Here is a 17876-nt window from a genome sequence, read left to right as displayed (position 1 = left end):
TCCTCCAGAAATCATACCGTCAGATCAAGGCGTCCGCAAGCGGAACGGTCTGGGGAACCCGGCGGACAGTTTCTCTTGGAAAACAACTGTTTGAGCTTCATTCCGGAAGACTGATGCGGAAATCCCTGTAACAGGACGACCGGGTAAACATGTGGCGCAATCCGATCCGACCCGCAGTAACCGGCGGCAGATCGGTGTTTGTCATGTGACAGAAATAGACCTGATCCGGATTTTCGATCCGCATGAAGAGCTCCCGGTCCTTCTTGATCACCGCTATCTTGTGGGGAACTCCAGGCTCGAACAAGCCCACAGGGTAATAATCCGGCACCAGGTCGGAGCCTTCGAGTCCCGTTCCATTCGGCAAATAGCGCCTCCCCCGGATATAGTCGCGAGGGTCCTCCTTATAGGGGAAGGCGGCATAGCTGATATGGTAGGCCTCCATGTGATCGAAATACATGCGCATGGCGGGAATTCGGCGCAGTTCGCTCCATTGCGAGATATCCCTGGCATAGGGTTCTTCCCCGCTCCCCGTTGCCTCAATGTAGAGGATGTTCACGCCACGGGTCTCATCGTCGAGGCGGGTGTAGTCATATTCGATCTTCAGGTCTCCCTCGAAGGAGGCCTTCGTCCAGAGCACCATGTGATGGGCATCATTGCCGAACTCCGGCCCAGCTTCCAGCACCATCCCATCCGGACCGTTACGAACTGTTCCGACCTCGCCATCCAGAAACCACTTCTCCGACCAGTCGCCCGTACAGGGATCCGAGAAGGACTCCCGCCAAGCCCCGGAGTCGGCTTCGTCGTAGGCCCTTCGCCCCTCCGCCTGCATTCTCGTCGCCTCTTCGTTGACTTCCATTTGTATGAAGTCGTAGCAGAGCCAGCTCGTCCATTGCTGGAAATGCAGGTCGTCTTCATGGCCCGTTCCCTTGGAAAAGCTGATCTCCAGCCTGTTGCGCCCCTGCTTCAGCCTTGCCGGATCAACCCGGTATTCTCGGCATACGGTCTCTCCGATCGGCGACGTCCTCACATGATGGGTCCCGATGTTGACATTCAGGTCACCGAGCTTCTCACCGTTGAGAATGAGTTGCGCCCTGGCGCTGCGCCCACTGCACATGATTGAAAGCAGGCACTCCGCATCCGGGATCGACTCCAGAGTGAACGAGATCGTCCAGGAGGTTGCCCTGTCCTCACCCTGCACGATGGCCGGGTGGATGTAATTCCAGTCCTTCGACCAGTCGCTTTCACCGACGATGTAGTTCACCTCATTGGGGAAATCTTTCCGATAGCGGATGTAGTTGTCCCATTGGTGGTAGTTCCGGCCGTTCTTGAATTCCATGGCCGTACCGTCGGGAACCCCGATCCGCCAAAGAAGCGTACCGTTGCTCACGGGGTCGATCTTGATCGGATCCATGGTCGTCACCTCGTCAGCGGTAACCTGGACCGAACGGGGCCTGGCCTCACCGTAGACCCCGGGTTGAAACGCATACAAGGTGTAGTTGCCGGGATGTACATCGGTTATCTCGAACGAACCGTCACTTCCAACCTGCGCCCAGTAGCTGTAGGGACCCACGTTGCGCATCCAGATTCCATGTTGATCGGGATCCCCCGCCTCGACGGGATTGGACAGGATGACATAAGCTCCTTCCGGCGAGGTGCCGCCTGCAACCTCCAGCCATCCGGTTACGGATCCACGCTGCTGATACAGATCATCGTTCAACCATGGATACGGCCACTGGCCGACCTGACGCTGCGCCTCCCTTTTGGCATCGACCCACATCTCTTCGGTATTCTCACCTTCATTCAGATAGAAATACATGGGGCCGTAGATCTTCTGCCAATCCGCCGTGATCCTCGTCCCGGTTTCGATATAGTACTTTCCCTGAAGATGGGGAATGAAGAGGAGTCCATAGCAGGGACGCTTGATGAAGCGCGGCATGGAATCCCCGTAAAAATCGAAACTCGGAATAATCAGCCAGACACCGTCGCCCTTCCCTGCATAGCCGGTCACCGGACTGAACAGTTCATAGCTCTCCCACTCATGCTTGGCCGCGATGTCGCCGCCCGGCAGACGATAGGTGCTCTGGTAGATATCGGGATACCCCTCCAGGATGGGCTCCTGGGCTTCTCTGGTGAAGGATGCCGGACCCTTGAGCTTATCATGATTGATGACGTGGTCAAAGGTGTCCTGGGAGAGCGCCACGAGGAAGTTGAAACGACCGACCCCGACCTGGGCGCCCTGCTTTTCGCTTCCCGGCATGTCCTTGCCACTCACGTTCCGCGCAATGATATAGGTGTAGAACCCGCTCTCGCCGCTCATCACGACAAAGTGGTAATCGAACTCGATCGGGGCTGTTTCATCGCCGGCGAACCGGATCATGTAGTCGACGAGGTCGGGCGTCTTCCGGTATACGCCGGTCGATACCTGGCGACTGAAGGGCGAACCGAAGAGGCGTTGCAGCCATTGCCTCTCGATCATGTTCGGAGCCTTGCTGTATTTGAAGGCAAGAATGGTATCGAGCCAATCCGCCTCGAAGAGATTCTTCCCGCCCGGGCGTCTCACGATGAAGGGTCCCGGGCTCGGATCCCCATTCCTGAAGACAAGCTCCACTCTTCCGTTTCCAAGGGTGGTGGTCGTCGCGGTCTCCCCAACCGCAACGCCGTGCGGCGGGGTGAAATCGATCTGCGGCGAGGGTGATGCGCCGACCACATGACCTAGGCCTATGAGCTCGAGCGCCTGAGCGGCCTCCCAGGCGACATACCAGACATCCCCCAGAAGACGCTCCAGGGCCTCCACGGCCCCAGCCGCGGGAGGACCAATCCGTCCGAGAACCACGCACGCCCGCGCCCGGACTTCAGGATTTTCCGAGATCAGGCAATCCCCCAGGGCAGGAACCGCCGCGGACGCTGCCTGCTCAAGACGATCCATCGCCCGGTTCAGTAGGTGATAGTGTACCTCTCCCGGGTTGAGCGAAAGGGCGAGGGCCCAGTCAGTCGGAGCAAGGAGGGTTTCATCAATCTCCCAGACCGCACGCAGAGCCCAGCATCGGACGAGGTGCGGTCGATCCGCATCCCTCAGGGTCGCCAGCAAGCCCGGGAGAGCGGGCCGTGCTGCCGGGCCGATCTCGCTGAGCATTCGAATTGCCGGTAGCGCATCCGGGCCTTCCTGGCCAGGGAGACGAACGAGGCGGTTCGCGATATCGGCTTCGGATTCCCCATTCGCCCGCAACTGCCGATACGCGAGATCACGCACATAGAAGTTGTCGTCGAGGAGGGCGTGATCGAAGATGGCCGCCGCACCCAATCCCGGCTCCGCCTGGATATTCGACAGGATCTGCATGGCGGCCAGCCTTGGACGCCACCGCGGACTGTTCAGTATCTTCTTCAGCGCGGGCAGGGCCTTGCCCGTGTTTTCCGGAACGAGCCCTGAAGCCAGCTTGACCGCTAGAGACCGCACGACGATGGACTCATCCGCACAGGCGTCGAGCACTGTCCCCAAGGCATCGATCCCCTCCCGCTCCGCCAGCAGGGCCAATGCCCCGTATCGGGCGGACCACGAGGCTGCGCCCAAATCGGGCTTATCCATCGGGGTCAGCTCAAACTGGTCGAAACGCAGATCTGCCTGGCCATACCCATCGAGGAAATTGCCGATCCGGACCCGCAGGCTTTTCACCTCGGGCAACGATTCCAGGCCACCGAAATCGAAGACATACCAATTCCATCCAGCCTTGACCGCGGGCCAGGTCCTCATCAGCGGAGTGTCATCCAGTTGAACCCGGATATCATAACGGCCGAAGAAGAAGTCTGTCTTGTCGGGGGGAACATAAAACCAGAAAGTCAGGGCCTGGTATTTTGACAGATCCACCGGAGGATCCAACTGAACCTCGAGCACCGGGCTTCCGCCGATTTTTCCATCCGCAGCATCGTCCGTGCGAAGCCTGAGCGCACCTCGCCCGACTTTTGCCTTCTCCTCATCGAGCTCAACCCTTACTTCGACGAAGTCCGCGGTTGAGGCTGTCTTCGGTGCGGTCAGTTCGGACTCGAAATCGAACAGGACCTCCTTTGGCTTTGCAGCGATCTCCGCCTTCAGGGCGTCCGGAGTATAGGTGTCGAGAACGTTACCGAGGCACGCTTCGCCAGTCAGGATTGCCGCGGCGATCATGCAGAATCCGCGCTTCATGACCTTGTCCTCAGCCCGATGGAGGTGTCCCGCTGATCCATGATGCCCCTTCAGGTGACCTTGTGGTATCCCAGCCCAAGCAGAGCGGCGAGATTGGCGAGTTCATGGCCGATATGCCCCACCCCGATGGCGCAGTGGTGAGCCGGTCCGCGGGCGTTCCAAGACTCCATGAACTCCCGGGCCCCGCAGGCGAAACGGTAACGGCTGTTGGTATTGCCGATTTCGAGAATCGGGCCGGCCACGGATTCCCCTTCCGCCACCAGCAGTTCAAGGGTGCCGTCCACCTTCTGCACAACCGACAGAAGGGTCACCGGTCCGTGCCGGACCGACATCTCAACGGACAGGCCCCGACCGACCTTGCCATGATAGACCTCGAGCGGCCGCACCTTCGTCCTGCCTTCGGCAATCGCGATATGCCCCGGACCGTCGTGACCCATCAGGAAGATGTCATCGTTCCAGTCGACACCATAAAACTCCGAAAAGGACCCGCCCACTCCAAACGCGTCCATGATTTTCATGGCCTGGGCATTCTTGATCTCCAGCTCGCCCGCCACGGGAATACCCCGGGCGGTCAGAAGCGAGGTGCCGAGGATGATCGAACTGATGGCGTCCTCGTTGGCCGGATTGCCCGTTCCGCTGTAGAAATAAGCGAGCGAACCCAGATTGTGCTGGTCGACCAGTCGGTCCAGGGCCACCGAGGTCCGCGCGGCCCGCTCCAACTCGGTTTCCGGACAGTTGGACTGGATATCGAATGCGGTCCGAAACTCGGCCACACGTGATCGAATCTCGCGCTCGGTCACCTTTTCCCGCAGGGCTGCGAGTTCATCCACCTCCAGGAGTTCCATGTGTCCTCCAAAGCCGGCGCATTGCTGGGTCAGGTCGGAGTAGATGTCCAGCATCCCGCAATAGTAATGTCCCATGACCCCCAGTCGATTGTGCTCCATGACATGAGCCACCCGGGCGGCCTCCACCCACGCACCGACTTCCTCCCAGACCTTCTCCTCATCCAGACAACCCGTGACCTGATGGAACGGGATGCGCGCCCGGTTGAAGACGTTGGCGATTTCGGGTACCGAGCAGGCGGAACAAAACGACAGCCATTCACCGGTCATCCGGGTCCGGTCGCCAAGACGGTTGAAATTCTCGTAATCAATCGCCCGGTCCGGAGACAGATTGAGCACGATGACCGGCACCTTGGCGCGCCGGACAACCGGCAGCACGGTGGATGAAAGCGCATAGGTGGTGACGTGCAGGAAGATCAGATCCACATCGGACTGACGGAACTGATGCCCCGCCTCCAATCCCTTCTCGGGCGTGTCGATCAGCCCGATATTCACCACCTCGACTCCGGGCCGCTGGAGCCGAACGGCAACCCGGGCGAGATAGTCTTTGAGCCGGCTCTCCAGACCTTCGAATTGAGGCCAGTAGGCCTCGAGGCCAATGCCAAAAAGGCCGATCCTCAGTTTGCGTGATTTGTGCATGAGAATTCCTCCAGAAAAACTACCGCCGCGCCGGTTTCGTGACCAGACTTCCGTTGGGAATCCGCCCGGACCAAGCCACCATCACTCAATCCGTCCTCACGACGCTGCTGTAGTCCCGATTCAGCAATGAATCCGGGAGATAGACGATACAGATGTTCATCGAGCGGCCATCTTCCGACAGCATGGCCGACTGGATCTCGATCCTGGTCCCGTCGGGACTGAAGGTCGGATGGACATGGTCGCGGGCAGTGGGTTTGTGGCCCGCTGTCAGCAAGATCATCTCATCCGTCCTTCGATCGATGAGGTAGAGATTTCGATCGAAATCATCGCCGGTCGCCCAGCGCCCGTCAGCCGAGCCATGGACATGCCAGAGCCCGCTTCCGCTCCGGGTCTGTCCGGCAATTCGCACTTCGTGGGTCCGCAGATTGATGATGCCGAGACCGGTGGGTTTCTCCCGGGTGCCCGAAGGGCCCCATTCGTCATCGGTTCCCACTTTGCGGTGCCCCATGATGGCGAAGGCCACCTCATCCGGGGCGATGACCGCCTCGTGAGTCACCCATTCGTGGTCGGCCTCGGGATAGAGGGGTTCGGGTTTGCCTCCCACCCGCATGGTCCAGGTTCGCTGCGGCGACTTGCCACCCGTTTCCCAGCAGAAGACCAATTCGCCTGAGATCCAGGGGTTGGATTGGATATGTCCAAGCTGAAATGGCATGACACCGACGATCTGGATTTCGCCGGTCGCCAGGTCCATGCTGGCGATGCCGGTCGGACCCGCGCCCATATTGCGCGGCCCGAAATTCTCCATGATCTCGATCGAAGGATCGATGTTCTTCGCGGCCTCTTCCCGTCCGATTCGGAAATACATGACCTCGCCGTTCGCGTCGATGGTCATGTCGCCGCCCGCACCCATGGAACCCGGGACGATGCCGCAGACCCGTTGATAGGCGTCGGCGGTGGAAAGATGGCCGGCAGCGCTGTCGGCAAAAAGCTTCTCCAGGTCGATCTCCACGATTGCCTTGTCCGACTCGTTCTGGCCGTAGCGCGGTTGTTCGGTGGCGGGGAGCGCCGGGTCGCGCATGACATAGAGCCTCGGAGTCCGGTGGGCGAGAGTCAGCATGCCGAAGTAGCCGCCTTCGGTGACCTGCACCATGTCACCCGTCTCCTCGTTGACCGCTAGGGCCTCACCCGGTATCCGATCGGAACGGAAAACCAGCCACTCCCCATCTGAAGTCCACTGCGGGTGCGTCTGGTAGATCTTGGAGTCCCCCGCCGGGGCGCTGGTGAGAAAGGCAAGCTCAACTCCCGTCACCGGGTCGGTGATCACCTTCTTCTCCGAGGGCAACCGACGTCCGATCTGAGCATTGGCCGTCGGGAACAGGGCTGACGCCACTGCCGCCATGAGCATGAAGTTCCATCGAATTCGCGTATTCATAAGATGTCGGTCAGGAATGTTGGGGGCCACCGCATTTTTAGCCGGCTGTTCAAGTGATTGCTGGAAGGCTCGCTCCGGACGGTCGACCTTGCTCGTGGTTCCGCAGCCTCCGCCACGGAGACGGTTCCATCGGCGAAACCCGCAAGGCGGAATACCTCGAAATCCGGCACCGCCCGCAGCACGAAACAAGCGGTTTCCGACATCCGCTGCGCCCTGAAGGAGGGAGTGCAGGAAACGCGTTATTCGGCTCAGGGCGGGCATGGTCAGCGATGGGTGAGAGGTCCGGTCCACCCCGTCAGTCTCCGACAGGGGCAGCCCGATCTCGCAGTATTCCGGAACATGGGGTTCATAGCCACAACTGACGCAACTGCAGCCCTTCGATCAGACCATCTCCCCTGAATCCCGCAACGACGGCGAAATCATACCGTCAGATTGTCCCGCCCGGAATTCGCCGGTCGACAGACGATCCGGGGACGGAACCGTCAGATCCGCTGAGGCAACGCTCCGGTGGATTCCTCCCAGCGGAAGGTCACGGTTTCGTGCCCAATCCTCCAGACCCGTGGAGCCGTGGTGTGCAGCCAGTCCAGAGGTTCGCACCCTCCAGGATCTCCCCCCGAAAGGGCGGTCTTCATGGCGGAGCGGAAGGCGGCTTTCTGCTCGCACCGGATGCCCCGGGGATCGCAGGAGATGAACAGGGGCGTTCCGCTGCGGGAAACCAGCTCAAGGAACTGGCGGTCAAATTCCCACGGGGTCTTTTCGGTATGGGCCGCGCAATCGGCATCGCTGGCGAAGAATGTACCATGCTGTGCCATCCGGAAAGCCAGCGTGTTGATACCCATGCGGCGGGTCCTTTCCCACGTGTGGCCGGAGGTGTCATCGCCGGTGCGCTGGACCTCGAAAAGTCCGGCGCCGAGGTGCCCGACGGTATTGCAACCGAGGAGAACCGCATCACCGGCAGCTTCGCGCAGGGTCCGATAGAGACGGAGAATGATCTCCGCGTTGGTCAAGGTGCGATCGGCAAAACTCCAGCCGGCATCGGTCAGTTCGGCACCCATCTCAAAGCCCCATCGCCCGAAAAGATCGAAGGTCGAGAAATCATGCTTGATCAGCTCGTAACCCCAGGAGCGAACCCGGGCGACATCATCGTGAATCAGGGCAAGGTTTTCCGGTAGCGTGAGATCAAGCGGCTTTTCCTCAACCGAGCACGGTCCGGGGCGGAGCCGGCGCGGATCATCGACCGTCATCAACGCGGTCGGACGTATCCATATACCCGGACGGATGCCCAGGTTCTTCATGTCGGCGGCGAGACCCGGCATATCGGGAAATCGCTGCGCATCGCCGTTCCGCCAGGGGCCACCCGGGCAGACGGTTCCCGGCGTCCATCCGGCGTCGGTGACACAATAGGGTCGGGTCGGGTGATCCTCCGCAAGTTCGGCCAGGAACGCCGCGTCGCGCCGCATGGCATTCGCATCAAAATCCCGTCCGTAAGCATAGTACCAGTTGTTGTTGCCACAGACCGGTCCCCGGGGCAGACGCGGCGCCGGGCAGAGCAGGCGACAGAAACGAGTGAGGCTCATCATCGGCGACTCATCCCGATCCCCGGCGAGTGAGACGATCGTGCAGGCGGCGATCTCCCGATCGCCGGGAACTGAAGGATTGCCGCCATTGCGGAAATCGAGCCAGAGAGAAACGCCGGAACCATCGACCGTCCAGAAGCAGAATGCCGCCGGCTGAGTCTTCACACCGGCCACGAAGGTGCGCCCACTGGCAGCCTGATGGGCGGCAAAGTACCAAGGCATGATCCGTTCAGGCTGAAGGAAGCGCCATTGCAGATCGCCGTAGCCCCTCTCCCAATGATCCCCCAGAAACAAGGTATCTGCGGGGAACCGGGTCTCCCAGCGGAGAACCACCCGACTCAGTGGTCCCTCCGGACACGTGACCCGGACATCCCGGTCCGGCAAGCCGGCGCCGATCTCAACCCGACCACGCCCTGTCGTGAAACGAAAACCCTGACGATCCGCGGCCTGAAGCCGGGAATCTTCGTGCTCAATGAAGACGCGGGTGGGAAGCTCAGGGAGTTCAGTGATCATGAATGTGCGGCGCGAACGGACGACCCGCACGCCATCCTGACAGAGCAACCGGCGAAACATCAATCACTGTCACAGCTCCCAAGCGTTCGGCACGACCGATTCCCTGGCCCGACCAAACCACCGTGAACACCGCAGGAGATGCCCCATGCCCGTTCTACGGTTCAAGGATCGCAATTCCGTGGGCTTGAAGCTTCACAGTTCGCGGTCGCCTTCCGCCGCCCGGCATCACCGTGGTGGTCTCCTTCGTTCCGGAATTGTTGATCACCACCAGTCGCCCCGCCTGCGGAAACCAGGCGCACTCGGTCCGGACGTTGGACACGTTCCAATCCGCCCACCTCGACTCCTGCCCGGAAGCCCAGTAGAGGGAACGATGAAGCAGCCGGGTGTTTTCGTGGGAAAACCTGAACCCGCTGAAGTAGACGCTGCGACCCTTTCCGAAGGCATGGGCGGCCAGGCGCGGTGAACCATTCATTTCCGCCAGAACCTCGGTTTCGGGACCCAGGGCAAAGACCCTGTCCACATCCCTGCCGAAATCCAGATCACGGGTCGTCGCGAGATCCGTCGTCATGAAGTGCCGGCCACCCGCGCCGTCCGGCGGGTCAAAACGGTACTTCCCGTTGGCCAGCCGTTCCCCGCGGTCACGATCGACGCCCAGAACCTGCGCCAGCCGGAAGAGTCTTCCGGGTTGCGGCGCGGCGCTCGGTTCACCGATGCCGACAAATCCACCGCCCTTCTGCACCCAGCGAGTGAGAATCGCCTCAATCTCCGGGTCGTCCCAGTGGTGTCCGCCCGACCAGGCGCTGCCCGCCCGCCCGGCATTGATCACGACCCCGACCCCGCGGGGTACCCCTTTGGCGATCAGGTCGTCAAAACTGATGAACTCGACCTCCAGAGGCAGGCCGGCCAGCGATTCCAGGACCTCATTCAGCTCCAGCCCGTGGAAGAAATGGCCGGAACAGATCCAGGCCCGGAGGTTGCCCCAGGCGGTGAGGACCGCGACCCTGAACGGCGCCGTCCACGGCTTTCCGCCGGCATGAAACGACTTGAGCAGGCGGAATTCGTTCGCCAGGCCCTCTATTGTGTCCTGAAACTCTGGATACCCTTCCACCAGGGAAAGATAACCGCCCAGACCGATTCGGTCGATCGGCGCCCGCAGGATTCCCCGGCGGGCATCGATCCAGAAGTTCTTCGCATCCAGGGTGGGATCACCACCTTCCTTGAAGGTCGGTTCACCCTTCAAACCGGTCGGAAAGAGATAGGGATGGAGGCGCAACTCACGGGTGGCGGCTCCGCCGGCGTGGGCGCAGAGACGGACCTCGAAGGCGTTGAAGACGCATTTGATCAGGCCGTCGAAGCCGAACTCCCGGAAACGCGGGCTGTTGGGCTCCACCCCGATCCAGTGGTCATCATAGAAGACGTAGGCCTTCTTGCCGTGCTGGTGGACGAGGTCCACGCACTGGCGGCCAAAACCGATGACGAAATCATGGATGAATTCCATGTAGTCACGGTAGCGGAGGGAAGGCGGATTGTGCGTGGAATTGAAGAGGCCGCCGTTGACGAAATCCTCCGAAACCAGCCGGTAGCCATACTGTTTCTCGAAGGTCCGCAACGCCTTCGGGCTCACCGTCATCGCGTAATCGCCCCAGTCGGAATAGACATCACGCAAACGGTCCTGGTCGGAGCCCCAGAACCAGGAGAAATTGTAGAAGAGCGAGGTGAACCGCACGACGGACGTTTCCGGATGTCCCTCCAGCCATCCTTCGAGATAGACAAGCAGAGCCTTCTGCACGGCGGGTTGCATCGGATCGACTGCGGCGAGGTGCTCGCGGTCGCCCCAATTGTTCGTGATGTGATTGTACATCGAGATCTCCTCCCAGATGCGGAAGGCGAGGAAATTCACCGTGTACTGGTGTCCGAGGCGGGTGTTGCGGATGGTCACGGTACCCCTGCCCGGATGGAACGACCACCCCGACTTCGGAACCTCGGTGCCGGTCGTCCGATCGAAGACCTGCCACCACTGCTTCGGACTGTCCTGGGAATTGACCACGAACTGCTCTTCAAAAAAGCCATCGAGGAGCCGGATCGTGGTGCTGGACCTGGTGGCGACCACGGGACGACTCATGAGGAAGTTCTGCTGGAGCTGATCCTGATGTTCGCGCGCCCAGGGCTGGATCGACCGCACCAGGCAGACCGTCGAGTAGATCGCGTGGCCCGATCGGGTGATCGCAGGTGAAAGCCGGGTGCCGTCGCTGTCGCGGATGGTGTCGGCACCCCACTTCTTCGCGAGTCGGAGGGTGAGTTCTTCATAGCCGGCCTCGCCCGGCAGGGTGAAGGATCCGGAGATCAGTTCAGGGGTCTTGGAGGTCATCTGGATCGGTGAATTCGCCGGTTGGAGTCATGGACCAATTGAACACCGACATCGAATCCACCGACTCCGGGATTCGAGACCAATGCTCGGTCCGATTCAGACCTTCCCTGGTGGGGTCGGCGAGAGCTCCGAGAGGATTACAGTTCGATCCGGTCGTTTTCTGCTCAATTCCAGCGGCTCGCAAGGCACTCATCAAAGCCAATGCCATCGAGTTGAGAGGGGTCGGGTTCCCATGCCGTCCGCCCAACCGGACGATGACTCCATTCCAGACATCAATCTCGGTCGGAACGCCCCAAGAGACTGAGGCGACCACCCCAAAACCGATGATCGAAACTAACGCTCATCCAAGGCAAGACAACCGCTACTCGAGGACAATCAGGGAAACGCCCTGGCGGGGAAGCAGGAACTCAAGCGTGATCGTGCCTTCAACGACCGGCATGACGTCCGGAACGGAATCCAGTTTTGCCAGCTTCCCAGCCTCAAGAAGCCTGCTGTACTGCTCCTCGTCGGGCGCAACCGGCGACCCCATGCGCAGCCATTCCCCATAGGCGTTGGAGTGCGTTTCATCGATCCGATAATGCGTGAGTCGCGCTTCGCGATTCTCAATCGGCAGGCCGGCAATCTGCAGCCCGACCTGAGCGTCCGGACCGGAAACATCATCATCGTGGTAATGCCAAACCATCACGGCCAGTCTCCCGGAGCTGGCATCAAGGCTGGCCAGCGCCGAGACATCGGGATCGCCGCGGACACCCTCCGTGAGCATGAGATCCAGCGGGATCTGTCCACTGCTTCTCGTGGCCACCCGTTCTCCCTGCATGAGCGCGTACATCCGGAAGACATTGAGCACCGCCATCGGCACCCCGTTGCTGGCCAACTGCCGAAACCCCGCGAAGTAGGGTTGATTTTCGAATGTGAAGGCCCAGGTCAGGGCGCCGGCAAAGGCCACGCCGTGCTTGTCCGCCAGATCATGCTTACGGGCAAACGAAGCCGCGGTATAACTCGAGTACATCGTGCCGTTGCGATAGGCAAGTTGAGGGCCCTGGCAGGCCGCACAGCCTTCGGGGTCGGATTCGCCGATGACGATCGGGGTGGCGCGCAACTCGGGATACGACGCCACCATTTCAAAACCCCGGTCGATGGTGCGCAGCTGACTGGCGATACCCATCCGCACGTGACCGTCGACCATCGTGGGCCCGCCCTTGGCGTGAAAAGCAACGAAATCGAGCGGCGTGCCGATCTCGCCCGTTGCGAAGTTCCTTCCCCGCAGGCAATGCTCAAGGAAATTCATGGTGAATTCTCCGCCATGTCCGGCAGAATGGGGTCCGCCGACCCGGGCGTTGGGCACCGCGCGGCGGACTGCGGCCATCGTGATGTCGTGCAGCTTGTAGAAATCCTCGGCCGAACCGCCCCAGTATCCATCGGGCTGATTGTTCGCTTCATTCCAGGTCTCCCAATACCACTGCTCCACTTCCGCTGCCCCGTAACGCTCAACGCAGTGCCTTGCCCACAGATAGACCAGTTCGGACCATCTCCCATAGTCTCCGGGCGGCATCCGCCAACCCGTAAAGACATTGGAATAGGCGAAGCCGGGACGCCACTCGTGCCGGTAGGGCTGCGGGGCGATCGACATCGCCTCCGGCATGAAACCGACTTCGACAAACGGCCGGACCCCACGCTCCAGATAGGTGTCAAAAATCAGGTCGGTGATCGTCCAATCGTAGACGGGATTACCCTCTTCATCCTCGGTATAGGCGTTCGTGCTGCCCCACTTGAAGGCCGCCTCCCCGGGTCCGGTATTGAGCATGTTGTGGGCCCGAAAGAAGATCCCTCCCGGGCGAAGACTTCCCAGTTCAGCCAGCAGCTTCTCACCATCCTTCATGTAGGCGTAATTGGGTTCATCCGCTCCGAAGAACCGCCAGATCTCGCGCAAGGGACCGAGCGAGGCCGACGCGTCAACCCGGATGTCCACGGAAAAGCTTCCCTCGGCGTCAATCATGGCAGGACCGGCGGCCGGGATCATCAGGACCGCAATCAAGATTCTGAATACAGGCATGGTCTGGGAGATGGGATTTCAACGGGTAGGCATTGGTTCGAGGGATTTCAGGGCCTCCATCGGCGTCAGGGTGACCGGGCCGGCCAGGCCCGATGGCCGGACCGGCCAGGCGGCCGCGGTGAAGAGTCCGTCCGGGCCGCGGTTCTCCCTGAAGCGCGCGGGCATATTGACATTGTAGAATCTCTTCCAGAGCACACTCCGTCGATCGAGGTCGGCAATCCGATTGGCAGCCAGATTGGTGACTTCGATTTCGAGATCGTTACTCTCCAGCAATTCATCCGCCGTCAGGATCACCCGCCAGGGCGGATGAATCAAGGCGGCGATTTCGCGGCCGTTCAGCCGAACCCGGCAGGAATCGGCCACTTCCGGTAGATTGAGCATCCATCCGTCCGCCGGATTCTCCGGCCGGACGAATCCTGTCCGGTAGACGGCGGTTCCGGAGAAGACTGCCGCCCGTTCCCAGCCCCGTTCCGTCCAGAATCCGGGCTCCTGCAGGACGACCGACTCGGGCAGATCCGGGCCACCGGCCACAAAATCGATCGACCATTCCCCGCCGATCGCCACGCCCTCCCCGCCTTTCCGCCAATATGGAAACGCCGGTCCTTCAATCGCCCGGTCACTCGTCCGAATGATGATCGAGGCACCGGGCGGCACCTGCAGGAAGATTTCCCCCTTCATATCCCGTCCGGTCCGGGTGGCCCCACGCCCGGACATTCCGCTCATCGGATCGTAGAGGGCCGCATCGTGAAACGCGTCGGCAAGCGGGAACCAGCCGTCGAGCGTTTCGACGCTCCGATTGACGAGAAACAAATCATGCCCCGCCTCAGTCCGGCGACGTATCATTGAAAACCCCACGTCGACCAAGGTTTCGCGCCTCACCCCTGCGGCTTCCAGCATGGCCACGGGATCATCCCCGATGAGCAGACGTCCCCTGCCCCAGGGCAGGATCTCAACCCCATCGGCGATGGATCCGTTCTGTTTGAGGTTTCCGACGAGGGCCTCGAACGCGGCCCGCCGCTCCTCCAGGCGGGACCAACCCGGAACATCCACCGGCAACGATCCCTGCACGACGGCCGTCGCACCCTGAGCCACCAGACCCAGAACCCTTTGCAGGGTCTCCAGGGGCATCAGCCGGGTTTCAGGCAGAACGATTGCCCGGTAGTCCGCTCCGCCTTCGGTTCGCAGGAGTCCGTCGGCAAGGGTCACCCCTCCGAGTTGGCGATCGGAAACGAAGTCAAACCCCAGGCCCGCCTGATGGAGCCGGCCCGAAACCTCGCGCCATTGCGTCATTCCCTCGTTCTCGCGCCCATGAAAATGGGGCAGCGTTCCATCCCCAACCTGGGCCCAGCGATCGTGGATCGGGTAATAGAGAAGCACGTCCTCGTCCGGCCGCCCGGTCTGCAGAAACGACTGCACCCGTGCGACGTAGCGGTTGAGGACCGGAAAATCACGCCAGATCGGATTCGAGGGATTGAGCTCGATCGACGCGTAGAAATGAAATCCCGGCCAGGGTTCGTCCGGCGGTGAAAAGGCCGTGCCATGATAAACGATGTGATTGATGCCACCGAGGAAGAACTGATCCACCGCTTCCTTCACCTCGCCGAGTGTACCGGAAAAATGCTCATTGATCCAGGTCGCCGCCTCGGCTGAAGCCAGACGCTTGCCCGTGACATGCGCGGCCGACGACGCCATTTTGATCGAGAGCACATCACTGCCCTCCTGCTCCGGGATGTCGCTGGCCGCATAGAGATCGAGCAGATTTCCGGGTGAGCCATGAGCCTGATTGCGAATGATCTTCCCCATGGCCCTTGCCCAGCCACCCCAGGTCCGGGTGAATTCCTCGAGCAGCAGATCCGAAATCGTCTCCCGATAGTCGCTCAACACTCGTGCCGCCTCATCGCCATCCCCCCCGCCCGAAAGTGCAGGCAGGTGCCACCTCAGGTCGTAACCACGGCGCATCTCAAACGCTTCCAGAAAAGATGGCGTGAAATCCGCCTCTCCGTCGGCATCATCCACTTCATAGGAATCGTTGAAAAACGCCCTCAGGCCATCGAGTGGACGCCCGGCAAACGCCTGATCGAAATGTCCAAGATAGCTCTTCAGCGCATCTCCCGAAAAGTGATCGACCACGTCACCTTCTCCCCCGGGACCGGCTCTCTCCACCTGCTTGCCGTGCCACCCCTGGAACAGGGCATGGAGAGTCCACCCCTCGGATGCGGGTGGGGCCTCCCAATCGAGTCGACCGTCCGGATCCACCCGTCCGGTCAGATCAATCGGATCACGACCGGATGAAAATCCGATCAAGGCAACGAGCGGAATCCTCCTGGGGAACCGCACCTGGTCGAGGGCAAGGGCCTGCAGATTGTCATTCGAGGAAACCGGATCCCGCAATTCGCTGAGGACCACCCTGAGAGGGCCGGCAAACCGAAGCACGGGTTCCTGCTCAAAGACGACCGGTTCTTCCAGTCGGCCCGAACCGCCCACCGGATAAACCCGATGGACCAGGTAACGGCCGGCTGTGTCCGGTCCGATCCAGGGGCCACCGAAGGGCCAGCCGGTTCCGGTCGCCATATCAATCCCGAGATCAAGCCGCTTTCCTTCCTCCAGCACATGCCCCAACTGCTTCATCCAGTCCGCCGAAAGGTAAGGGACAAAACGGGACTCGTAACCGCGCACCCCATAAATCGGCGTGATCTCCAACCCACCCAACCCGACCGCGGCATACTTCTCCATTTCCGAAGAAAAATCCTCCGGCCGGCCGATGTTGCCCAACCACCACCACCGCGACCAGGGTTTCGTCTCCGCCGTGATCTCCGGCCACTCCAGATCGGCGGCACGTGTGCCCGGGTGGACCGCCGCCAGGAGAAGCATGGGGATGGTGGAACGCAGGAGAGACGATTCCAGGAGCGGAAGAAAGCTCATCAGCAAACCGGTTGGAGGTTCCTTGGGGTCCGATGGATACGCAACGCTGAAATGCCTTGCCCGTGGAGGCCACCCGGGCAAAATCTTACCGTAAACCCACCCCAGCATGTCCGATTGTACCCCCTCATTGCGACAGATCGCAAAGAAGCTCGGGATCTCCCATACCACTGTGTCGGAAGCTCTCCGTGACAGTCCCCGGGTAAAGCCCGCCACCCGTCAGCGGATCCTGGCCGAGGCCGAGGCCATCGGCTATCACCGCAACCCCTTGGCCGGTGCCATGATGTCGGAAATGCGCCGGGCACGCATGAGCACCTTCCGGGGGATGCTCGCCATCGTCGATCTTGATGGCCCCGAAGGAAGGCCGGAATCATCGGAACGTTACCATCGGGAATTGGCGACCGGAGCCCGTGAACGGGCCGAAGAACTCGGGTTCAAGGCGGACCTCTTTGATCTGCGGAGAGGCGAGATCTCACTCTCGCGACTCGACACCATCCTGAGATCAAGGGGGATACGCGGACTGCTCCTGCTTCCCGTCAGGGAATTGCCCGACCTGAAGGGAATTGATCTGAGCCATTTCGCCGCCGTTTACACCGACTATGTCATGAAGGAGCCCGCGCTTCACGCTGTGTGCGCGGACCACTACCTGGCCATGATGAATCTGATTCCGCGACTGAGATCCCTCGGATACCGCCGCCTCGGCTTGGTCATGGATGGCAAACACGACGAACGCTTGCTTTACCGATGGGAAGCCGCCTTCCGGGTCTGCGAAGAGCACCATTCGGGCTCGGTCAGCGTTCCACCCCTGATCTCTGAAGGCATTGATCCCACCTCGTTCACCCGTTGGTTCAAAGAAGAAAAACCCGATGTCGTCATCTGTCACAGCGCCTCGGTCATTCCCTGGATGGAACGCTGCGGCGCCTCCGTTCCCGAGACCCACGGCTTTTGTGCCCTCAATCTGAACGTCAACCTGGTGCCCTGTGCGGGTCTGGATTTTCATCCGCGTCTGATCGGCTCGAGGGCCATCGAGCTACTGACCGCCCAACTCTTCCACAACGAGTACGGCCCCCCGAGGATTCCCTCCATCACCATGATTCCCCCGGAGTGGGTGGACGGGCCCACCGTCCGATCGGTCGAACCCGTCAAATGCGCACGCGGTCGAAGGACCCGGAAATCCGGCTAATTGCCGGGTTCGCGGCCCATCCAGAACGGGACGGTGGCAAACCAGAGAACAGTCGACGCAAGCATCCACCCTTTCACCACGGGCAATTCGAGACCGCCGCCGAGGTAGACGGCTGCGGGGATAATGGTCCCCGCCAGCGCGATAACCGAGGCAATCTGCAGGATTCGTCTCAT

9 protein-coding genes are annotated in these 17876 nt (G+C 60.9%); 1 reads left to right on the top strand and 8 read right to left on the bottom strand.

All coding sequences use genetic code 11. The annotated features are described in order from the left end of the window. Positions 1 to 97: 97 nt before the first annotated feature. From R3F07_03035 to R3F07_03005, 7 genes are all read right to left on the bottom strand, one after another. Positions 98 to 4177, bottom strand: coding sequence for a DUF1961 family protein (locus R3F07_03035; protein MEZ5275340.1), 4080 nt, complete (start codon positions 4175 to 4177; stop codon positions 98 to 100). 50 nt (positions 4178 to 4227) lie between these two features. Next, positions 4228 to 5658 (bottom strand): arabinose isomerase, encoded by a 1431-nt coding sequence (locus R3F07_03030; protein ID MEZ5275339.1) that lies wholly within the window; start codon positions 5656 to 5658, stop codon positions 4228 to 4230. 85 nt (positions 5659 to 5743) lie between these two features. Continuing rightward, complete coding sequence (locus R3F07_03025) at positions 5744 to 7090, bottom strand: hypothetical protein (protein ID MEZ5275338.1); 1347 nt, start codon at positions 7088 to 7090, stop codon at positions 5744 to 5746. Between the two features lie 482 nt (positions 7091 to 7572). After that, complete coding sequence (locus R3F07_03020; protein ID MEZ5275337.1) at positions 7573 to 9180, bottom strand: hypothetical protein; 1608 nt, start codon at positions 9178 to 9180, stop codon at positions 7573 to 7575. A 154-nt stretch (positions 9181 to 9334) separates the two neighbouring features. Continuing rightward, on the bottom strand, positions 9335 to 11548 hold the full coding sequence (gnpA, locus tag R3F07_03015; GenBank protein MEZ5275336.1) for a 1,3-beta-galactosyl-N-acetylhexosamine phosphorylase: 2214 nt from the start codon (positions 11546 to 11548) through the stop codon (positions 9335 to 9337). 361 nt (positions 11549 to 11909) lie between these two features. Next, complete coding sequence (locus tag R3F07_03010; GenBank protein ID MEZ5275335.1) at positions 11910 to 13601, bottom strand: beta-xylosidase; 1692 nt, start codon at positions 13599 to 13601, stop codon at positions 11910 to 11912. 18 nt (positions 13602 to 13619) lie between these two features. After that, the gene (locus tag R3F07_03005; GenBank protein MEZ5275334.1) at positions 13620 to 16523 is read right to left on the bottom strand and encodes a glycosyl hydrolase; all 2904 of its coding nucleotides are present in this window, start codon (positions 16521 to 16523) and stop codon (positions 13620 to 13622) included. A 106-nt stretch (positions 16524 to 16629) separates the two neighbouring features. Here R3F07_03005 and R3F07_03000 point away from each other — a divergent pair, with 106 nt between their 5' ends. Beyond that, positions 16630 to 17703 (top strand): LacI family DNA-binding transcriptional regulator, encoded by a 1074-nt coding sequence (locus tag R3F07_03000; GenBank protein ID MEZ5275333.1) that lies wholly within the window; start codon positions 16630 to 16632, stop codon positions 17701 to 17703. On the opposite strand, the gene R3F07_02995 is transcribed toward R3F07_03000, so the two are convergent. Then, positions 17700 to 17876 carry a hypothetical protein gene (locus tag R3F07_02995; protein MEZ5275332.1) on the bottom strand — a complete coding sequence of 59 codons (177 nt, stop codon included), beginning with the start codon at positions 17874 to 17876 and terminating at the stop codon, positions 17700 to 17702. The genes R3F07_03000 and R3F07_02995 overlap by 4 nt on opposite strands.

It is taken from the genome of Opitutaceae bacterium, from assembly GCA_041395105.1.
GTDB lineage: Bacteria > Verrucomicrobiota > Verrucomicrobiia > Opitutales > Opitutaceae > B12-G4.
This window is presented reverse-complemented; position numbering and strand designations above follow the sequence as displayed.

Bases quoted from the DNA above. Each gene is read 5' to 3' on its own strand.
- R3F07_03035 (MEZ5275340.1), bottom strand. From the start codon at position 4,177: ATGAAGCGCGGATTCTGCATGATCGCCGCGGCAATCCTGACTGGCGAA.
- R3F07_03010 (MEZ5275335.1), bottom strand. From the start codon at position 13,601: ATGCCTGTATTCAGAATCTTGATTGCGGTCCTGATGATCCCGGCCGCC.
- gnpA (MEZ5275336.1), bottom strand. From the start codon at position 11,548: ATGACCTCCAAGACCCCTGAACTGATCTCCGGATCCTTCACCCTGCCG.
- R3F07_03005 (MEZ5275334.1), bottom strand. From the start codon at position 16,523: ATGAGCTTTCTTCCGCTCCTGGAATCGTCTCTCCTGCGTTCCACCATC.
- R3F07_03030 (MEZ5275339.1), bottom strand. From the start codon at position 5,658: ATGCACAAATCACGCAAACTGAGGATCGGCCTTTTTGGCATTGGCCTC.
- R3F07_03025 (MEZ5275338.1), bottom strand. From the start codon at position 7,090: ATGAATACGCGAATTCGATGGAACTTCATGCTCATGGCGGCAGTGGCG.
- R3F07_02995 (MEZ5275332.1), bottom strand. From the start codon at position 17,876: ATGAGACGAATCCTGCAGATTGCCTCGGTTATCGCGCTGGCGGGGACC.
- R3F07_03000 (MEZ5275333.1), top strand. From the start codon at position 16,630: ATGTCCGATTGTACCCCCTCATTGCGACAGATCGCAAAGAAGCTCGGG.
- R3F07_03020 (MEZ5275337.1), bottom strand. From the start codon at position 9,180: ATGATCACTGAACTCCCTGAGCTTCCCACCCGCGTCTTCATTGAGCAC.